General features: G+C 59.6%; 15 protein-coding genes. 12 read left to right on the top strand and 3 right to left on the bottom strand.

Annotated features, from left to right (window positions below):
* Nucleotides 1-133 precede the first annotated feature (133 nt).
* Nucleotides 134-1,519 carry a sigma-54 dependent transcriptional regulator gene (locus C2L64_RS42620; protein ID WP_009770147.1) on the top strand — a complete coding sequence of 462 codons (1,386 nt, stop codon included), beginning with the start codon at nucleotides 134-136 and terminating at the stop codon, nucleotides 1,517-1,519.
* Nucleotides 1,520-1,710: 191 nt separating this feature from the next.
* Here C2L64_RS42620 and C2L64_RS42615 read toward each other — a convergent pair whose 3' ends face one another.
* Entirely contained in the window at nucleotides 1,711-2,838 is a 1,128-nt protein-coding gene (locus tag C2L64_RS42615; RefSeq protein ID WP_009770148.1) for a porin, read from the bottom strand.
* 441 nt (nucleotides 2,839-3,279) lie between these two features.
* On the opposite strand from C2L64_RS42615, the gene C2L64_RS42610 reads away from it, so the two are divergent.
* The 10 genes from C2L64_RS42610 (at nucleotide 3,280) to C2L64_RS42565 (ending at nucleotide 12,788) form a co-directional block, all read left to right on the top strand.
* Entirely contained in the window at nucleotides 3,280-4,311 is a 1,032-nt protein-coding gene (locus C2L64_RS42610; protein WP_039902115.1) for an ABC transporter substrate-binding protein, read from the top strand.
* A 3-nt stretch (nucleotides 4,312-4,314) separates the two neighbouring features.
* Complete coding sequence (locus tag C2L64_RS42605; RefSeq protein ID WP_090835127.1) at nucleotides 4,315-5,148, top strand: ABC transporter ATP-binding protein; 834 nt, start codon at nucleotides 4,315-4,317, stop codon at nucleotides 5,146-5,148.
* Nucleotides 5,148-5,987, top strand: coding sequence for an ABC transporter permease (locus C2L64_RS42600; RefSeq protein WP_009770150.1), 840 nt, complete (start codon nucleotides 5,148-5,150; stop codon nucleotides 5,985-5,987). The genes C2L64_RS42605 and C2L64_RS42600 overlap by 1 nt, the downstream gene beginning before the upstream one ends.
* A gap of 33 nt (nucleotides 5,988-6,020) precedes the next feature.
* Nucleotides 6,021-7,406: an FAD-dependent oxidoreductase gene (locus C2L64_RS42595; protein WP_009770151.1), complete on the top strand. Its 1,386-nt coding sequence runs from the start codon at nucleotides 6,021-6,023 to the stop codon at nucleotides 7,404-7,406.
* Nucleotides 7,403-8,581 (top strand): CaiB/BaiF CoA transferase family protein, encoded by a 1,179-nt coding sequence (locus C2L64_RS42590; protein ID WP_009770152.1) that lies wholly within the window; start codon nucleotides 7,403-7,405, stop codon nucleotides 8,579-8,581. Before C2L64_RS42595 ends, C2L64_RS42590 begins: the two co-directional genes overlap by 4 nt.
* The gene (locus C2L64_RS42585) at nucleotides 8,578-9,351 is read left to right on the top strand and encodes an enoyl-CoA hydratase-related protein (protein WP_007736926.1); all 774 of its coding nucleotides are present in this window, start codon (nucleotides 8,578-8,580) and stop codon (nucleotides 9,349-9,351) included. The genes C2L64_RS42590 and C2L64_RS42585 overlap by 4 nt, the downstream gene beginning before the upstream one ends.
* The gene (gene fdxA / locus C2L64_RS42580; protein WP_007736924.1) at nucleotides 9,351-9,686 is read left to right on the top strand and encodes a ferredoxin; all 336 of its coding nucleotides are present in this window, start codon (nucleotides 9,351-9,353) and stop codon (nucleotides 9,684-9,686) included. Before C2L64_RS42585 ends, fdxA begins: the two co-directional genes overlap by 1 nt.
* Before the next feature lie 9 nt (nucleotides 9,687-9,695).
* Nucleotides 9,696-10,610: a LysR family transcriptional regulator gene (locus C2L64_RS42575; protein ID WP_007736922.1), complete on the top strand. Its 915-nt coding sequence runs from the start codon at nucleotides 9,696-9,698 to the stop codon at nucleotides 10,608-10,610.
* 23 nt (nucleotides 10,611-10,633) lie between these two features.
* Nucleotides 10,634-11,395: an SDR family NAD(P)-dependent oxidoreductase gene (locus C2L64_RS42570; protein ID WP_009770153.1), complete on the top strand. Its 762-nt coding sequence runs from the start codon at nucleotides 10,634-10,636 to the stop codon at nucleotides 11,393-11,395.
* Nucleotides 11,396-11,852: 457 nt separating this feature from the next.
* On the top strand, nucleotides 11,853-12,788 hold the full coding sequence (locus tag C2L64_RS42565) for a LysR family transcriptional regulator (protein WP_009770154.1): 936 nt from the start codon (nucleotides 11,853-11,855) through the stop codon (nucleotides 12,786-12,788).
* Between the two features lie 136 nt (nucleotides 12,789-12,924).
* Here C2L64_RS42565 and C2L64_RS42560 read toward each other — a convergent pair whose 3' ends face one another.
* Nucleotides 12,925-14,025, bottom strand: coding sequence for an alkene reductase (locus C2L64_RS42560; RefSeq protein ID WP_009770155.1), 1,101 nt, complete (start codon nucleotides 14,023-14,025; stop codon nucleotides 12,925-12,927).
* Nucleotides 14,026-14,200: 175 nt separating this feature from the next.
* Nucleotides 14,201-15,085 carry a LysR family transcriptional regulator gene (locus C2L64_RS42555; protein WP_007736917.1) on the bottom strand — a complete coding sequence of 295 codons (885 nt, stop codon included), beginning with the start codon at nucleotides 15,083-15,085 and terminating at the stop codon, nucleotides 14,201-14,203.
* Between the two features lie 129 nt (nucleotides 15,086-15,214).
* On the opposite strand from C2L64_RS42555, the gene argC reads away from it, so the two are divergent.
* Complete coding sequence (gene argC / locus C2L64_RS42550; RefSeq protein WP_007736916.1) at nucleotides 15,215-16,144, top strand: N-acetyl-gamma-glutamyl-phosphate reductase; 930 nt, start codon at nucleotides 15,215-15,217, stop codon at nucleotides 16,142-16,144.
* The last annotated feature ends 4 nt before the right edge of the window (nucleotides 16,145-16,148 follow it).

The raw sequence follows: 16,148 nt of genomic DNA, 5'->3' as shown, positions 1-16,148 counted from the left end.
CATCTGAATAGAAAACAGATCTTAAGGCGTTCTTAAGCTGTACTCGCCGACACTTCCATTACGGTGCAATTTCGCTTCCTTGTCAGGGCGATCAGCTTTTCTTTCGAATCAGAATCAAACAGAGAGGCTTCGTATGGACTCTGTGACGAGGAAGCTCTATCACGTTTGCCGCGTGAACCGCGCGCTGCCGGATGCGCTGCTGCCGACAAAGGGATGGGCGATCGACCGGATCGACATTAGTGCGCGGACGAAGCATCGGACACGGCCTGCTTCGGGCGCAGGTGGATTGCTCGATATTGCGTCGATGAAGTTTCCGCGCGACATGGAGCCGCTCACGGAGGTGCTGGCGACGCGCGACGTAGGCTGGGTCGCGGCGCTCCAGCACGGGCAACTGGAAGACACCACCATTCGTTCTGTTGTCCGTAGTCACTGCATCAGCTACATCACGCTACCGACGACGGCCGTCGAACTCGGACATGCCGTGGGTCACGCGCGCGGCATGTGCTCACTGGGCGGAACCACGACGGCTGAATCGTTGACCGTTGTCGATGGTGACATGATCGGCTCGTGCGATGCGATGCTCCAGCTATTTCGCACGATGCGCAAGGTCGCGATGTGCAACGCACCCGTTCTTATCCAGGGGGAGTCGGGTACGGGCAAGGAACTGACTGCATTCGCCATTCACCGGCACTCGGATCGACACCATGGGCCGTTTGTCGCGATCAACTGTGGCGCGATCCCTGTGCATCTCGTTACTTCGGAACTCTTCGGCTATGAGCGTGGCGCGTTCACGGGGGCGAATGAGCGGAAGACGGGGCGCATTGAGTCGGCGAACGGCGGTACGGTTTTTCTCGACGAAATTGCCGACCTGCCGATGGAAAGCCAGGTGACGCTACTGCGTTTTCTGCAGGAGCACAGCATCGAACGACTGGGAGGCGTGTGCTCGATCGATGTGGATGTGAGAATCGTCTGTGCGACGAACGTCGATCTGGAGCGCGCGGCGCGCGAAGGACGGTTTCGCGAGGATCTCTATCATCGGCTGAGTGTGCTCCAGATCGAAGAGCCGCCGCTGCGCGCACGAGGTGCGGACGTCGAACTCCTCGCGCGGCATCTGCTTGACCAGTTGCGCGTGGATTCGCGCCGCCGGATTCGCGGCTTTTCCGAAGACGCGATTCGGGCTCTGCGTGCGCACGACTGGCCCGGCAACGTCCGCGAATTGAGAAATCGCGTGTGGCGTGCGGTTGTACTGTTCGACAACTCTGTCATCACGGCGAGCGACCTTGGCCTTGCGCACCATGTCGATGCGCGCACGATGTCGCTCGACCAGGTGCGGCGCCGCGCCGAGCAACAGGCAGTTGAAAGGGCCTTGCTGCGTCATCGCGGCAGAGTCGCGGACGCTGCGCGTGATCTCGGCATTTCGCGCGTCACGCTGTACCGGCTGCTCGAGTCGTATGGGTTCGATATTGCTTCGTTTCTGCGGGGCTTGCGCACAGATCGCTCACTAACGGTGGTTCGCTAGGCCGCGCCGACGGGTGAAGGCTTTGTTGCATACCTGCGCCGGACAGCAGCCGCGAGCGTCTCGCTGCGAATTCCAACGAATACGAAAGGGAAACCAACGACTTGCGATGACTCAGCGTATCCCTCCGGGCGCTGGAAGAAACACTCGCGGATCACAGGCGCGCTCCTGGATAGTTTGTTGCGAGATTCCTTTTACCAACGATGCCGTAGACCTATTACGGCCGAGACTTGTGTTTTAGTGGTCGATGGCGAAAGCGTATAGATCTGGGCGAATTGTGCATCACCTGCGGCTTTCTGATAAATGCCAACCAGAAACACATCCGTCCGTTTGCTCAGGAAGTACACCGCGCCGGTGTTGACCTGATGCCATTTCGGACTTGTTTCCTGGGGACGGTATTGTCCCGTAGTGAAGACGTATGCCGCCCCGAGCATCAGGTCCGGCAGAACATAATCGGTCAATGAGACTTCGAAGTTCTGCAGCGTCAGTCTGGATTGGTCGAGATATTCGAAGCGCGCATTCGTATAGAGCAGAGACAGGTTTGCATTTCCAAATGCGTAGGCGCCACCTGTGCCGAACATTCTCTGTTTGCTCACGCCTGCGTTGGTCGCAGGGTTGGTAATAAAAGGTGAAGTGAAGCCATAGTCCCCGACCACCGCGCCGTTGGGATTGGCGGGGTCATTAGGCATTTTGACCTGAAGGTAGGCCACTCCCAGGGAGAACGGTCCCCTGTGATATTGAGCAGCTGCGCTGATGGCGTTGTTGTCCGAGAAATCCCCGGCCTTGTTCGAAAAACCGTAGAGTCCTTCGAACTGGAGTCCGCCGTAATCGACGCTCTTGTACTGCACAGCATTGTTGATGCGGAAAGTATCGAACACGTTGTCGCTGTCGCCGATATGCGCGCCATATGCCGCAAACTGGCAGGCCGACGAAAAAATGCACAGCGTGACGGCCTCGTCATACTGGCGGCCGATCGTGACCGTGCCCAGATTGTTCGATGACAGGCCTACGAAGGCTTGCCGGCCAAACAACCGCCCGCCTTGCGACAGGGCGCCATTGCCGACGCTGTAGCCGCCTTCCAGCGTAAAGATAGTCTTGAGTCCCCCACCAAGGTCTTCGACCCCTCTCATGCCCCAACGCGGCGTCTGCATCGGTCCGCTTGCGAACTGCCAGGTCGAATGCCCCTGTTTGTCGGCTCCCTTCTGATTGTTCGCATACACGATTCCGCTTGAGATCAAACCGTAGAGCGTTACGCTGCTTTGGGCGAATGCCGTCTGACAGGCGAGAGCGGTTGCCGCAATTACGATAGCGCGTCGAATCATGATTTCCTTGAGTGCTGGCTGATTGTTTGAAGTACAGCTCGATTAATTTAGGAAAACGAATTGGATGGTCTGCATGACGGGACCTTGATGTGCCGGCATGATGAATCTGACACCGCATTGCATGAGCAAGGCTGTCTCTTGCCTGCCTCACTAGCGACCGATTCTTGCGGAACAAAAATCGCGTCGGCTAGCACTGAATTTGACCAGCAGTGAGCGAATTTTCAGAGCGGGTGGTCGTGCTACGTGCGCGGCAGGTGCGCAGTCGCGATATTGCACCATATCGGTGCATTACGATGGGGTGAGCTAAAATCGGCATCACTCGTCTTCAAAATTGATGCTAGCGGGGACACTTTCGGCTGCTGAGAATGCACTTAGCCGGCAGCACTCGGAAAGCAACAGACCGGTTCCCCCTTGAATCCAGGACCATCGGAGGAGTGAAACATGTCAGTAGTCGAGAATGCGGGGCGCAGACGTATGCTGCGGATGACGCTCGCGGCGGGCGGCATGGCGGCGACAGGCGCACTGCTTTCGGTGCGCGCCCTAGCGGGTGAGAAATCGACCGTCAATATGCAGTTGGGATGGGTCCCGGGCGGCAATCAGGTTGGTGAAGTGGTCGCGAAGAGACTGGGTTTTTACCAGCAGGAAGGCATCGATTTCCAGATTCAACCAGGTGGCCCCAATATCGATGGCGTCGCGATCGTCGCCTCGGGGCGCTTCGAGACGGGCGAAATTTCATCGAGCCCATCGATCATGCTGGCCGTCTCGGAAGGGCTGCCGATCAAATGCATCGCCGCCGGACTGCAGCAGCATCCGTACACATTCTTCTCGTTGAAGAAAAACCCGATTCGCACGCCGCACGACATGATCGGCAAGCGCATTGGCATTCAGGCGACGGGAATGGTACTGCTCAAGGCGTTGCTGACCAAGAACAAGATTCCCGAAAACCAGGTCAACATCGTGCCGATCGGCGCCGACATGATGCCGCTTCTGAGCGGGCAGGTAGATGCCGTCACCGGCTGGCAGACCAATACCACCGCGCTCAAGCCGCTTGGTGCGGACCGCGTCGATCTACGGCTGTGGGACACGGGTGTGCGCCTCTATGCATTGCCGTACTACACGACGACGGCGACGCTGAAAGACCATCCCGATACGGTCAGCCGCTTCATGCGCGCAACGGCACGCGGCTGGATCTATGCGAACACCCACCGCGATCAGGCCGTCGACTTGCTCATCAAGGAATACCCGAATCTGAATCATGCGGATGAGCGCATCGCGATCGATTCATTGATGGGCTACGCCTTCAACCAGACAACGCAGACTCAAGGCTGGGGAGCGATGGATCCGAAGGTCTGGGAAGAACAGATCTCGACATACGGACAGCTCGGCCAGTTCAGGGCGCATCAACCCAAGGTAGAGGACGTCATGACGATGGACGTGCTCAACGCTACCCGTTCCTCACGACTTCTGGTGTAACCCATGCAAGCTGCCACCTTCAATCCGCCGCGCGCGGAGCGGGCAAACTCGCCCATTGCGGCGCCGAGCGCCGGCGCCTTGTCAATCAGCTGCCGGAATATCAATGTCCGCTTCTTCACCGACCGGCGCAGTGTCACTGCGATCGAAGGTCTGAGTCTGGACGTTGCGGTAGGTGAATTCCTGACGCTTCTGGGGCCTTCCGGTTGTGGCAAGTCGACGTTCCTGCGTGTCGTCGCCGATCTGGTCAAGCCAAGCCGGGGCGAGATCAGCGTGCTCGGCTCGCCGCCCAATGTCGCGCGGGAGCGACGTGATATCGGTTTCGTGTTTCAGGACGCGGCGCTCCTGCCTTGGCGCACGGCTCTGCAGAACGTGCAACTGCCGCTGCAAGTGGCGAACGGAAAGAATCGCGCTGGCCGCGCCACACCCCGCGAACTGCTGGAACTGGTCGGACTCAAGGGGCGCGAGGACGCGTATCCCCATGAGATGTCGGGCGGCATGCGCCAGCGGGTCGCCATCGCCCGCGCGCTGGTCAGCGATCCAAAGGTGCTGTTGATGGATGAGCCATTCGGCGCGCTCGACGAAATCACCCGTGATCGCCTCAATGAAGAACTGCGCCGGGTCTGGAAAGAGATGGGACTCACGACGCTGTTCGTCACGCACAGCATCTACGAAGCGGCGTTTCTCGGTCAGCGCGTATTGATGCTGGCTGCCAACCCCGGCCGGGTGAAGGAGATCGTGCCCGTCAACCTGCCTGAAAACCGCACGCTCGATATCCGCGAGACCCGTGAATTCGTCGAACTCGCCGCGTATCTGCGACGTGTACTGGAGACCTGCTGATGGCTACGTCTGAAATCCACCTGAATATGTCTTCGCCGACCGCCGACGACGAAGCACTCGCCTGGGCCGCACGCCGGCGCCAGCAAATGTGGCGCGCGCGCATGTTGCCGGCAATCGGCGTTGCAGGTCTTCTCTTCACCTGGTGGGCGGTGGTTGCAGGCTTTCATGTCAAGCCGTTCATTGCACCGTCGCCGATGCTCGTGCTGGAGACCTTCGTCAGCAAGCACGATGTGCTGATTCAGAACCTGCTGCCGACAGCCATCGAGGCATCGCTGGGCTTTCTGCTGGGGAACCTCGCGGCGATCCTGCTGGCAACCGTCTTTGTGCACAACAAGACGTTGCGCGACATCTTCTACCCGGTCGCCGTGATGATCAATTCGATCCCCGTCGTCGCCAAGGCACCCATTCTCGTGCTGATCATGGGCAACGGCCTCGAACCGAAAATCACGATTGCCGCCATCGTCTGCTTCTTTCCGACGCTGGTGAACATGGTTCGCGGACTCAATGCGGTCAATCCGCAGGCCATGGAGTTGATGCAGATTCTCTCGGCCAGCAAGCGCGAGATCTTCTTCAAGCTTCGGGTCTTCTCATCGCTGCCGTATCTCTTCTCCGCGCTGCGCATCGCTGCGTCGATGTCTGTGATCGGCGCTGTGGTGGGCGAATGGATCGGAGCGACACAGGGCATCGGCGCGATGATTATCCAGGCGACCTATAACTTCGATTCCGCGCTGCTGTACACGGCAATCATCATGAGCGCCATCTTGGCAGGCGCATTTTTTCTGGTCATCGCGGCACTCGAACGCTGCCTCATCAAATGGCAACCCGAGAGCACGCATTGAGCTGAGCGACAAGCAATTCTGATAGGAGACGAAATGAACATGATCAGCGAATTGATCCAGGAACCCGCTCGCGATGTGCGCGTGGCCGCGAAGGCGAATGTCGTCGTAGTCGGGGGTGGTCCCGCAGGCCTGTCGGCGGCGATCGGTGCGGCGCGAAATGGAGCGGAAGTCATTCTTCTTGAGCGTTACAACCATCTTGGCGGCCTCGCATCGGGTGGCATGGTGCTGGTACTCGACGACATGTGGGACAACCACCTTCATGAAATCTCTGTGCGCGGCACGTGCATGACATTCATCGAACGTATGGCGGCGCGCAAGCTTGCCGTGTTTCCGCGTTCGCATGAATGGGGCGAAGATCCCGCTGCTTATCGCCAGTGGGGACGTTGGGGCACATTTGATTTTCACAGCCAGAAGACGCCGCATCCCGTGTGCTTCGCGGCGGCTTTCGATCCGGACGCGATGAAGCGTGTCGCGCTCGAAATGGTGGAAGAGCTCGGTATCAAACTTCGGTTGCACTCGTGGTTTTCGCAAACCCTGATCGAGGACGGCCAGGTGAAGGGCGTGATCTGCGATACGAAAAGCGGACGGGAAGCGATTCTCGCCGATGTCGTGATCGACGCGACGGGCGACCTGGATGTTGCCGCCTCGGCGGGTGTGCCGCATGTCGGCGGCACCTACATCACGACGACGGTATTTCGTCTCGGTGGTGTCGACACGGATGCGGCAGAACGTTTCGAGGCCGAAGAGCCAGAGGCGTTCGCGCTGCTCGACCGCCAGATCAAGCGCATTCTCGGCGGCTCGTGGGGCTACTGGTGGCTCAAGACGCCATTGCCGGGCGTCGTGTGGTGCAACTGCCCGCACATGGCGGGACTCGATGGCCTCAACCCCGAGGATCTGACGCGCGCCGAGATGCAGGGCCGCAAGCATATCCATGCCGTGGTCGATTTCGTGCGCGAAAAGCTGCCGGGTTTCGAAAACTGCTATGTGATCGATGTCGCACCGCAAACGGGCGTGCGTCAGACTCGCCTGCTCGAAGGCGAGTATGTGATGAGCAAGGAGGATCTCGCGCAGCGCACGCGCTTCGAGGACAGCATCGCTCGCGGACGCGACTATTACATGCCATACCGCGTGTTGCTGCCGAAGCAGATCGACAATCTGCTCGTCGCAGGCCGTCACTATTCGGCGACGTCGCAGGCGCAAAAGATGTCGCGTGAAATTCCCCCCTGCATGGCGATGGGCGAAGCCGCGGGCGTTGCGGCAGCGCTTGCGCTCAGCGCGGGTGTGTCCGTTCGCAATGTCGACGTGGGCGCTCTGCAGAAGACGCTGCGCGCCCAAGGGGCGGACCCGGGCGACCAGACTGGCCGCAACGCGGACATTCCGCCGCTTGCCGTTCACATCGACGCGAGGGCAGCAGCATGACCAGCAATAACAACGCATTCACGCAGGATTTGCCGCTTCACGGCGTTCGCATTATCGACTTGACGCAGGTCATGATGGGCCCTGTCTGCACGCAGATGCTGGCCGACTATGGCGCGGACGTCATCAAGGTCGAGCGCATCGGCGCGGGTGATCTGAGCCGCTCGACCTTCGAGCCCGTCGCGGGCGCCGACAACCCGATCTTCTGCAGCCTCAACCGCAACAAGCGCAGCCTCGAACTCGATTTGCGCGATGCCGGGCAGATGGCGGCATTGAAGCAGCTGATCGCCGACGCGGACGTAGTCGTCAGCAACTTTCGCGCAGGTGTGATGGATCGGATGGGCATCGGTTACGAGGCATGCCGGAGCCTTAACCCCCGCATCATTTATGCCGTGGGGACTGGCTTCGGCGAAACGGGACCGTATGCGCACAAGGGAGGGCAGGACGTGCTCGCGCAGGCGATGAGCGGTGTGATGGCGCGCCGCGCGGATGAGTCGCTGCCAATCACGGTGTACCCGACCGCGCTTGCTGATTATTCCGCGGGCATGCACATGGTGCAGGGCATCCTGCTCGCGTTGCTGCATCGCGAGCGGACTGGGGAAGGACAGAAGGTCAACGTATCGCTGTACAACTCGATGCTCGCGATACAGATGCAGGAGGCGGCAATGATCATGATGGCCGACTCTGAAGTGAACTGGGCAGCCATGCCGCTTTCGGGTGTATTCGATACCCAGGATGGAGCGCTCGTCCTTGTCGGCGCATTCAAGCCGAACCCGCTTCGCGATATCTGTGCGGCGCTGCAGATCGACGACCTGTCCATCGATCCACGCTTTTGCAATCTGAACGAGCAGTTCCGCCATAAGGACGAGTTGCAAAGGATTTTCCGCGAGCGCTTCGCAAGCAACACGCGAGACTTCTGGCTCGAGCGACTGGAAGAGCAGGATCTCCTCTGCGCCCCCGTGCGCGACCTGCGAGAAGCCCTGGTTGACCCGCAGACACTGCACAACCGTCTGATCATCGAAGGAGAAGGCGAAGGCCAGCCGGTGCGTTTCATCGGCAGTCCAATCGAGCTGTCGCGAGCGCCTGTCGGATTGCGGCGCGCTCCGCCAAGGCTCGGGCAGCATACCAACGAGATTCTCAATCAGTTGCGCGGGACGGTCGCGCCGGAGGTCGCATGAGCGTAAGACTGGTAATCGAGCAACATGTTGCCACTGTGACGTTGGCTCGCCCGGAGGCGCTCAATGCCGTGGACCTGGAAACCGAGAGCGAACTCCAGCGTGTCTGGAACGAACTGGAGCACAACCGGGATATACGCGTCGTCGTGCTGACGGGCGAGGGTGACCGCGCGTTCTGTGTGGGGGCCGATCTCAAGAACCCGTCGATGAGTGGACTCGAATACTGGGCCGCGCCGCGTCCGGGTGGATTTGGCGGCATCGCGCTGCGCGAAACGTTGAATGTGCCAGTGATTGCCCGCGTGAACGGCTATGCACTCGGTGGCGGGTTTGAAATGGTACTCGGATGCGATCTCGTAGTCGCATGCGAAGAGGCCAGCTTCGGCTTGCCCGAGGCGCTTGTCGGACGCATGCCTCTCGATGGGGGCATGACGCTGCTGCAACGTCAGATCCCATACCGGCAGGCCATGGCGATGCTGTTGACGGGGCGCCGGGTGTCCGCACGCGAAGCGCTCGACATGGGGCTGGTCAACGAAGTCGTGCCACGTGTGGAACTGGATGCGGCCATCGAGCGCTGGGTCGAGGCGTTGCTCGCGTGTGCGCCGCTTTCGCTTCAGGCGATCAAGCAGGTGGTGCGGCGGACGTCGACGCTTTCAGCGGCGGAGGCTCAGGCCCTGCGGCTACCTGCACTCGTCTCTGCGTTGCAATCCGAGGATGCTCACGAAGGCGTGCGCGCCTTCCAGGAGAAACGCAAACCCCGCTGGAGCGGACGCTAATGGCTTACGTCATCACGTCGCCATGCATCGACGTCAAGGACGGCGCCTGTGTGCAATGCTGTCCCGTCGACTGCATCTACGAAGGCGAGCGCACGCTGTACATTCATCCCGATGAATGCATCAGTTGCGGTGTGTGTGTGTCGGTGTGTCCGACGGAGGCCATCTATCACGAAGACGAGGTTCCGCAGGCAGAGGTTCGATTCACCTGCGTCAACCGGGAGTTCTTCGATGTCCCTGTCAGTGCGCTGGGTTCACCTGGTGGCGCATGCGATGTAGGCAAGATATCGTGCGACCATCCCGTGGTCGCCGGGTGGCCGGCGCGCGCAGTGAATTGAGGCAACACGATGCATGCAAATGTCCTGAAGTATTTCGTTGAAGTGGCGCGTTGCGGATCGATCCGGAAGGCCGCACAGAATCTGTATGTCGCGTCGAGTGCAGTCAACCGGCAGGTTCTCAAGCTCGAATCGGAGATGGGAGCGGAACTGTTCGACCGGCTGCCGAACGGCATTCGCCTGAACGCCGCGGGCGAGCGCGTGCTTCAGCATATCCGTTCGACACTGAACGACTTTCATCTGATGCGCAGTGAACTCGATGCATTGAAGGGGGAGCGCAAAGGGCATGTGTCGGTGGCGGCGATGGACTCGCTCTTTGTCGACTTTCTGCCCGCCACGGTGGAAGAGTTCTCCGAGTCTTATCCGGCAGTGACGTATTCGATTGCCGCCGTGCCGCCTCACGATGTTCCCGCGCGGTTGGTAAGCGGTGAATATGACCTTGGCATTTCGTACGTCACGAAGCTGCCAGCCGGCCTCGATGTCGTGACGGAAGTGTCCCTGCCGCCTGGGGTCGTGATGGCTTCGTCGCACCCGTTGGCGAAGAAGGAGCGTATCAGCTTCGAAGAATGCCGCAACCATGCGTTTCTCAGACTCGAAGGACGCTCGCCGATTCAGGGTGTCGTGGCGAATGATTTTCACGAGTATTGGGAATCCCTGAAGCCTAGCGTGACGTGCAATTCGACAACGCTTCTCAAACGCCTGATCGCATCGGGTCGAGGTATTTCGTTTTTCTCCAAACTGGCGTTTCTCGACGAGTTGGCCCGAGGCGAAGTGGTATGGCGGCCGCTTGACGATGTGAATGTCAACGCCCTCACCGTCGGCGTCATTGCGCCGAATCAACGTGCACTGGCTCACGTGACGCTTCAGTTCGTCGACCGCATGGTAAGACGTCTGAAGCACGTCGAATTGTCGTTGCGCGGAGTCTGATCAATCAACGTTGCGGAGTGTCTATGCGAGATTTGAAGAATAAAGTGGTGTTGATCACAGGTGCAAGTTCCGGCATCGGGGCCGCACTCGCCCGCGCTTTCGGTGAATGCGGGTCCAGGGTTGCTGTTCACTACCGGAGTGGCGTGTCAGCGGCGCAATCTGTCGTGTCGCAGATCAAAGAGGCCGGCGGTGATGCGATTGCGGTGCAGGCCGACATTACCGAGTCCAGCCAGGTGGATGAGATGGTGGCGAAGGTGCACGCGCACTTCGGACGCATCGACGTTCTGGTGAACAACGCGGGCGGATTCGTGCGGCGTGCGCCCATTGTCGAAGCAGACGACGACTATATCGACGACGTATTTCGTCTCAATGCTCGGTCCGTGGTCGCAGTGAGCCGCCGCGTCATTCCTCTCATGGCGGGATCGGGCGGTGGAAACATCATCAACGTGACAACGCAAGCAGCCCGGACAGGCGGTGGTCCGGGTGCGGGGCTCTATGCAGCATGCAAGGGCTTCGTGTCAACCATTACCCGGACGATGGCGAAAGAGTTGGTGGGCGAGAGAATCCGTGTCAATGCGGTGGCACCTGGTGTGATCGAAACGCCTTTCCATGACGGACACTCCAGCCCGGAGATTCTCAAGCGCTTTTCTGCGGCTATTCCAATGGGGCGCTTAGGCACCGCTGAAGAATGTACAGGGGCGTTCCTGTTTCTGGCCAGTGATGAAGCGAGTAGCTATGTCACGGGGCAAATTATCGAAGTCAACGGCGGTCAAGTCATGCCTTGAGCTGACATTCGCCAACGTTGGGTGGTGAACGTGTAGTAAAGCGCGTGTAGCCGCTACGCCATTCCAGGTCGGCGAATAGCGGCGATGATTATGTGACGGTGCCTCGGTGCGCGTTGGCTGCGGAGCGGTCGCTGTTAATGCCTGGTAATGCGCTCATTTGCGAGCTTATCCTCGCCTCATTGTGTAATATGAGAGCGAAAATGATCTCAGCATTTCAAGGTTCCTGAGCGCTGAAAATTGTGGCGTAGCGTCGTGAATCAGCCTCGCCTAACGCGCGTTGTTGCTTCAACTGCCTGCGGCTACGAAAAGTCTTCGGACGGTGCAGTTGCTGCTCGAACATACGAAGCTCGAAAGCACCCTCTGGTATGCCGGCATTGGAGTGGTCGATGCCTCATCGTCCGCACTTCTCCTAATGTCCACCACGTCCGTGTGTTTTCGACTGTCCTGGACACGATACATGTCTACCGATTTTCCTACCAGCCTACAGTTCGATGGCATCGCGGAGTTCGTGGCAGTTGCGCGACTTGGTACGTTTACCGCTGCAGCCGACGAGCTTGGTCTGACCAAGTCCGCAGTCGGTCGCGCAGTTTCGCGCCTGGAGGCACGCCTTGGTGCGAGATTGCTTCACCGCACGACGCGTCGTCTCACGCTGACGTCCCATGGCGAAGCGTGGCTGGAACATTGCGCGGCCGCGCTGGATGAACTGCAACGAGGCGAGGCTATCCTGAAGCTCGCACAGAACAGACCAGCAGGACCGGTTCGTATCGATCTTCCGACCGCGTTCGGTCGGCTATACGTGATGCCTGTCCTGCTCGACGTGGCAGCCCGATGTCCTGCCTTGCAACTCAACGTCAGCTTCACTGACCGGCTGGTCGATCTGATCGATGAGGGCATTGATCTCGCCGTGCGTATTGGCGAACCAGGCGACTCTACTGACCTGGTCGCTCGAAGGCTGGGCGTGCAACAATTGGTCATCTGCGGATCTCCGGCGTATGTTGCTGCACACGGCGCGCCCCAGCATGCAGCCGACCTTGCCCATCACGATTGCATTGCCGCCTCGAATTCCCCGCATCGTGTGGCGTGGTTGCTCAAGCAGCGGGACGGCTCAATCGCCCCGCACGTGGTACCGATCAAACACAGGGTGTGCGACTTCGAGATGGTGCTGGCTGCGGTCAAGTCAGGACATGGGCTCGCTCAATTGCCGCTGTGGATGGTCCAGGATGACCTCAGCAGCGGCAATCTTGTTACTGTGTTCGACGGCATGTCGGGTGGCGAGGTGCCAATCAACCTGTTGTGGCCGCGAACACTTGCGTTGCCGGCGAAAATTCGCGTTATCGTCGACGCCCTGCTCGACAGCATGCGTCAATTTCCTGTAACAGCGCGCATGCAATGAACCGCATACCTCGCGTGAGCGAAGTTGAAGAAACGCGCTACCCTCCAGTAGCCGGATGGCAGCGAAGCGTCTGTCTGCGCGCTGTGTTCAGCAGATTGCATGAACAAACTTCAGGGCGGGGAGCTACGACGTTGTCCTACTTGTAGACTCCGTAGTCCGTATAGCCCTTGGCTCCCGCTGTATAAAACGTATCCTCGTCCCATTGATTGAGCGGCCAACCGTTGCGCAGGCGCTCGACCAGGTCTGGATTCGCGATGAAGGGCTTCCCGATCCCGATCAGATCAGCCTCTCCCGAATCGATAGCTGCCTCTCCATTTTCTCGGAGATAACCACCGGCGAGGATCAAAGGTCCTCGGAAGGCGCTGCGAAACACCCGGAGAAAATTTTCAGGAATGGAGACGTCGTCAGCCCATCGCGTTTGGTCACTGAAATGCACATAAGCGATGCCGCGCTTCGAAAGCTCGGACGCCAGCGTCAAGTACGTATCGGCCTCGTCATCGAAAGCCGGCATTTCGTTGTAGCGGCCGAAGGGCGACAGGCGGATGCCAATGCGCTCGCCACCGATGGCATCGACAACTGTATCGACAGTCTCAAGCGTGAAGCGAAGACGATTTGCGATCGATCCGCCATACCTGTCGTCGCGCGTGTTGAGCGTTCCGTTGATGAACTGATCATGAAGATAGCCGTTGGCACCGTGGATCTCGACGCCGTCGAATCCACCTTCGATAGCATTGCGCGCGGCCTGAGCAAACTCGACGACGATCTGAGGCACCTCATCAGTACGCAATGCGCGTGGCTTGCCTTGCAACAGAAAGGCCGGTTGACCATTCTCATCGAACGCCATTGAAATTGCTTTCGTCGAGCCGGTGTCGGTAGAGCTAACTGTGCTCTGGCGATTCGGCTGATGCGAAACATGGCTCGCGCGGCCACCATGCCGGATCTGCCCGAAGATCACTCCGCCATGATCATGAACCTCTCCGGTTATAGAACGCCAGGCCCGGATCTGGGTTGGCGTGTAAAGGCCGGGCTCGAACGCCCAGGTACGAGCCCATTCGCTGATGGAGATGCTGCCCGTCACGATGAGGCCGGCACCCGCACGCTGCGAAAAATAGCGCGCAGTGTCGGCCTCCGGCGCCCAGTCCGGGTTGCGCGCGCGCGAGCGCTCCATCGGCGCCATGACAACACGGTTCTTGAGCCGGATAGGCCCGAGATCATACGGATCGAACAAAGAAGACATAGTACTTGCCCATTTGAAGTAATCAAAAACGGGCTCATTCTAGTGTCGGTCGATGCAGTGAATAACCGCCTGCGCCTCGACTCAGAGTTGCGTCAGACGCGACAATGCCGTCGATGTTTGCGTCTACCCGGCATGATGGTCGAGTGATGGATCCTGAAGCGGAAAATGGCAACTGCTACGCCAATCGCAGATCCCACAACACATCAAGTACGTGTTGCGTGGAACGCTCTACGTACCCCGCACGATGTGCAATGCCGAGCCGACGCCACAACGCCGGGCGCAGCGGACGCATGACAATGCGCCTGTCGGGTAATGGCGTAGTGGCCTCATGGGGCAACAGCGCTGCGCCGTAACCTGCCGCTACCAGACTCTTGATCGCGTCGTTGTAGTTGAGTTGAATGCGCGGCGCAGGATGGTGTCCAGCGGCCGCGAACCACTCCGCAGTCAGACGCGAGAGACGCGTGGTCGCGTCGTTGAGAATAAGAGGTTGGGCGGCGAGCCATTCAGGCGTGACGCGGGCCGGACACCGCCAATGCGCCGGCACAAAGGCCATCACGGGGTCGCGGCGCCAAGGCTTTATCACGAGTCCAGCCACCGGGGGCTGAGGCAGCGCGACCAGCCCAACATCCAGCGTTCCATCCGCCAGTCGGGACAGCGTTTCATGTGAAGTGAGTACTGCAATCTGGATGTCGATCGCGGGATGGTGCTGGCGCAGCACCTCAAGCGCTTGCGGCAACAGGTGCGCGATCACGCCAGTCGACGCACCGAGCCGCGCGCGCCCTTCGAGCCCCTGCACCTGGCGTTGAATATCGTCTAACGCCTGCTCCGCATCGGCCAGCAGTCGACGCGCGCGCTCCACCAGCACCTCTCCTATCGCCGACGGCCTTACATGTCCGCGCTTCCGTGACAGGAGTGGAGCCCCAACGCGGTCTTCGAGTTCAGCGATGTGGAGGCTGACCGTTGGCGGCGCCAGATTCAATGCGCGCGCCGCGTCGGCAAATGAGCCACGGTCGGTAATGGCGACCAGAGTGCGCAAGCGGTCCAGGCTGATTTCTCGCATGTCGGCGTCCAGATTCAGAAAAACTGAATGTTCACGTTATGAAATTCAACTTTCTCTATTCTAGCGGTCCATGGAACATAGGGGCTCGTTCTTCCCGTCACCACCTGTAGCCAGCGGAGTATTCCACGTATGAGCTCTCCCGTTGTTTTCATCGACGGCGACCAAGGCACCACCGGGTTGCAAATCCACGAACGGCTGCGCAACCGGACCGACCTTGAACTGTTCACGCTTGCGGCTGCGGAACGCAAGGATCCGCAGCGTCGCGCAGAAGCCATCAACGCCTGCGACATCGCCATCCTCTGTTTGCCTGATGCCGCCGCGCGAGAGGCAGTGGAAGCCATTGTTAATCCTGCCGTCAGAGTGATCGACGCAAGTTCCGCCCACCGCACACAGCCGGACTGGACATACGGTTTTCCGGAAATGGCGCTGGGACAGGCTGAACGCATTGCGAACGCACGTCGGGTCACCAATCCCGGTTGCTATCCGACGGGTGCAATTGGCTTGCTGCGTCCCCTGTTGCAGGCTGGGCTCATACCAGGCAACTACCCTGTCAGCATTCACGCGGTGTCCGGCTACTCCGGACGCGGGCGTGCCGGCGTCGAGGAACATGAGGGGCAGGGTGCCGTCAACGCGCCTTCATTCCAGGTATATGGTCTGGAACTCGCGCACAAGCACACCCCGGAAATCCAGCGACACGCCGGACTCGCGCAGCGTCCCATCTTCGTCCCTGCGTATGGTGCGTTCCGCCAGGGCATCGTGCTGACGGTGCCGCTGGATTTGCGGCTGCTGGCACCCGACGTGGATGGCGCCACGTTACACGCATGCCTCGCACGCCACTATGCCGAGGCGGCCCACGTACATGTCTTGCCGCTGCACGAATCGCGCGTCTTGAAGCACCTCGATCCGCAAGTGCTGAACGGCACGAACGACATGCGCTTAAGCGTATTTCCTAATATGGAACACGGGCACGTCCTGCTGTCCGCGGTTTTCGATAATCTTGGCAAAGGCGCATCCGGCGCTGCGGTTCAGAACCTGAACCTGATGCTCACGCAGCAATAGTGGC

Origin of the sequence: Paraburkholderia hospita (genome assembly GCF_002902965.1) — a bacterium.
Taxonomy (GTDB): domain Bacteria; phylum Pseudomonadota; class Gammaproteobacteria; order Burkholderiales; family Burkholderiaceae; genus Paraburkholderia; species Paraburkholderia hospita.
This window is presented reverse-complemented; position numbering and strand designations above follow the sequence as displayed.

Bases quoted from the DNA above. Each gene is read 5' to 3' on its own strand.
- C2L64_RS42620 (WP_009770147.1), top strand. From the start codon at position 134: ATGGACTCTGTGACGAGGAAGCTCTATCACGTTTGCCGCGTGAACCGC.
- C2L64_RS42615 (WP_009770148.1), bottom strand. From the start codon at position 2,838: ATGATTCGACGCGCTATCGTAATTGCGGCAACCGCTCTCGCCTGTCAG.
- C2L64_RS42610 (WP_039902115.1), top strand. From the start codon at position 3,280: ATGTCAGTAGTCGAGAATGCGGGGCGCAGACGTATGCTGCGGATGACG.
- C2L64_RS42605 (WP_090835127.1), top strand. From the start codon at position 4,315: ATGCAAGCTGCCACCTTCAATCCGCCGCGCGCGGAGCGGGCAAACTCG.
- C2L64_RS42600 (WP_009770150.1), top strand. From the start codon at position 5,148: ATGGCTACGTCTGAAATCCACCTGAATATGTCTTCGCCGACCGCCGAC.
- C2L64_RS42595 (WP_009770151.1), top strand. From the start codon at position 6,021: ATGAACATGATCAGCGAATTGATCCAGGAACCCGCTCGCGATGTGCGC.
- C2L64_RS42590 (WP_009770152.1), top strand. From the start codon at position 7,403: ATGACCAGCAATAACAACGCATTCACGCAGGATTTGCCGCTTCACGGC.
- C2L64_RS42585 (WP_007736926.1), top strand. From the start codon at position 8,578: ATGAGCGTAAGACTGGTAATCGAGCAACATGTTGCCACTGTGACGTTG.
- fdxA (WP_007736924.1), top strand. From the start codon at position 9,351: ATGGCTTACGTCATCACGTCGCCATGCATCGACGTCAAGGACGGCGCC.
- C2L64_RS42575 (WP_007736922.1), top strand. From the start codon at position 9,696: ATGCATGCAAATGTCCTGAAGTATTTCGTTGAAGTGGCGCGTTGCGGA.
- C2L64_RS42570 (WP_009770153.1), top strand. From the start codon at position 10,634: ATGCGAGATTTGAAGAATAAAGTGGTGTTGATCACAGGTGCAAGTTCC.
- C2L64_RS42565 (WP_009770154.1), top strand. From the start codon at position 11,853: ATGTCTACCGATTTTCCTACCAGCCTACAGTTCGATGGCATCGCGGAG.
- C2L64_RS42560 (WP_009770155.1), bottom strand. From the start codon at position 14,025: ATGTCTTCTTTGTTCGATCCGTATGATCTCGGGCCTATCCGGCTCAAG.
- C2L64_RS42555 (WP_007736917.1), bottom strand. From the start codon at position 15,085: ATGCGAGAAATCAGCCTGGACCGCTTGCGCACTCTGGTCGCCATTACC.
- argC (WP_007736916.1), top strand. From the start codon at position 15,215: ATGAGCTCTCCCGTTGTTTTCATCGACGGCGACCAAGGCACCACCGGG.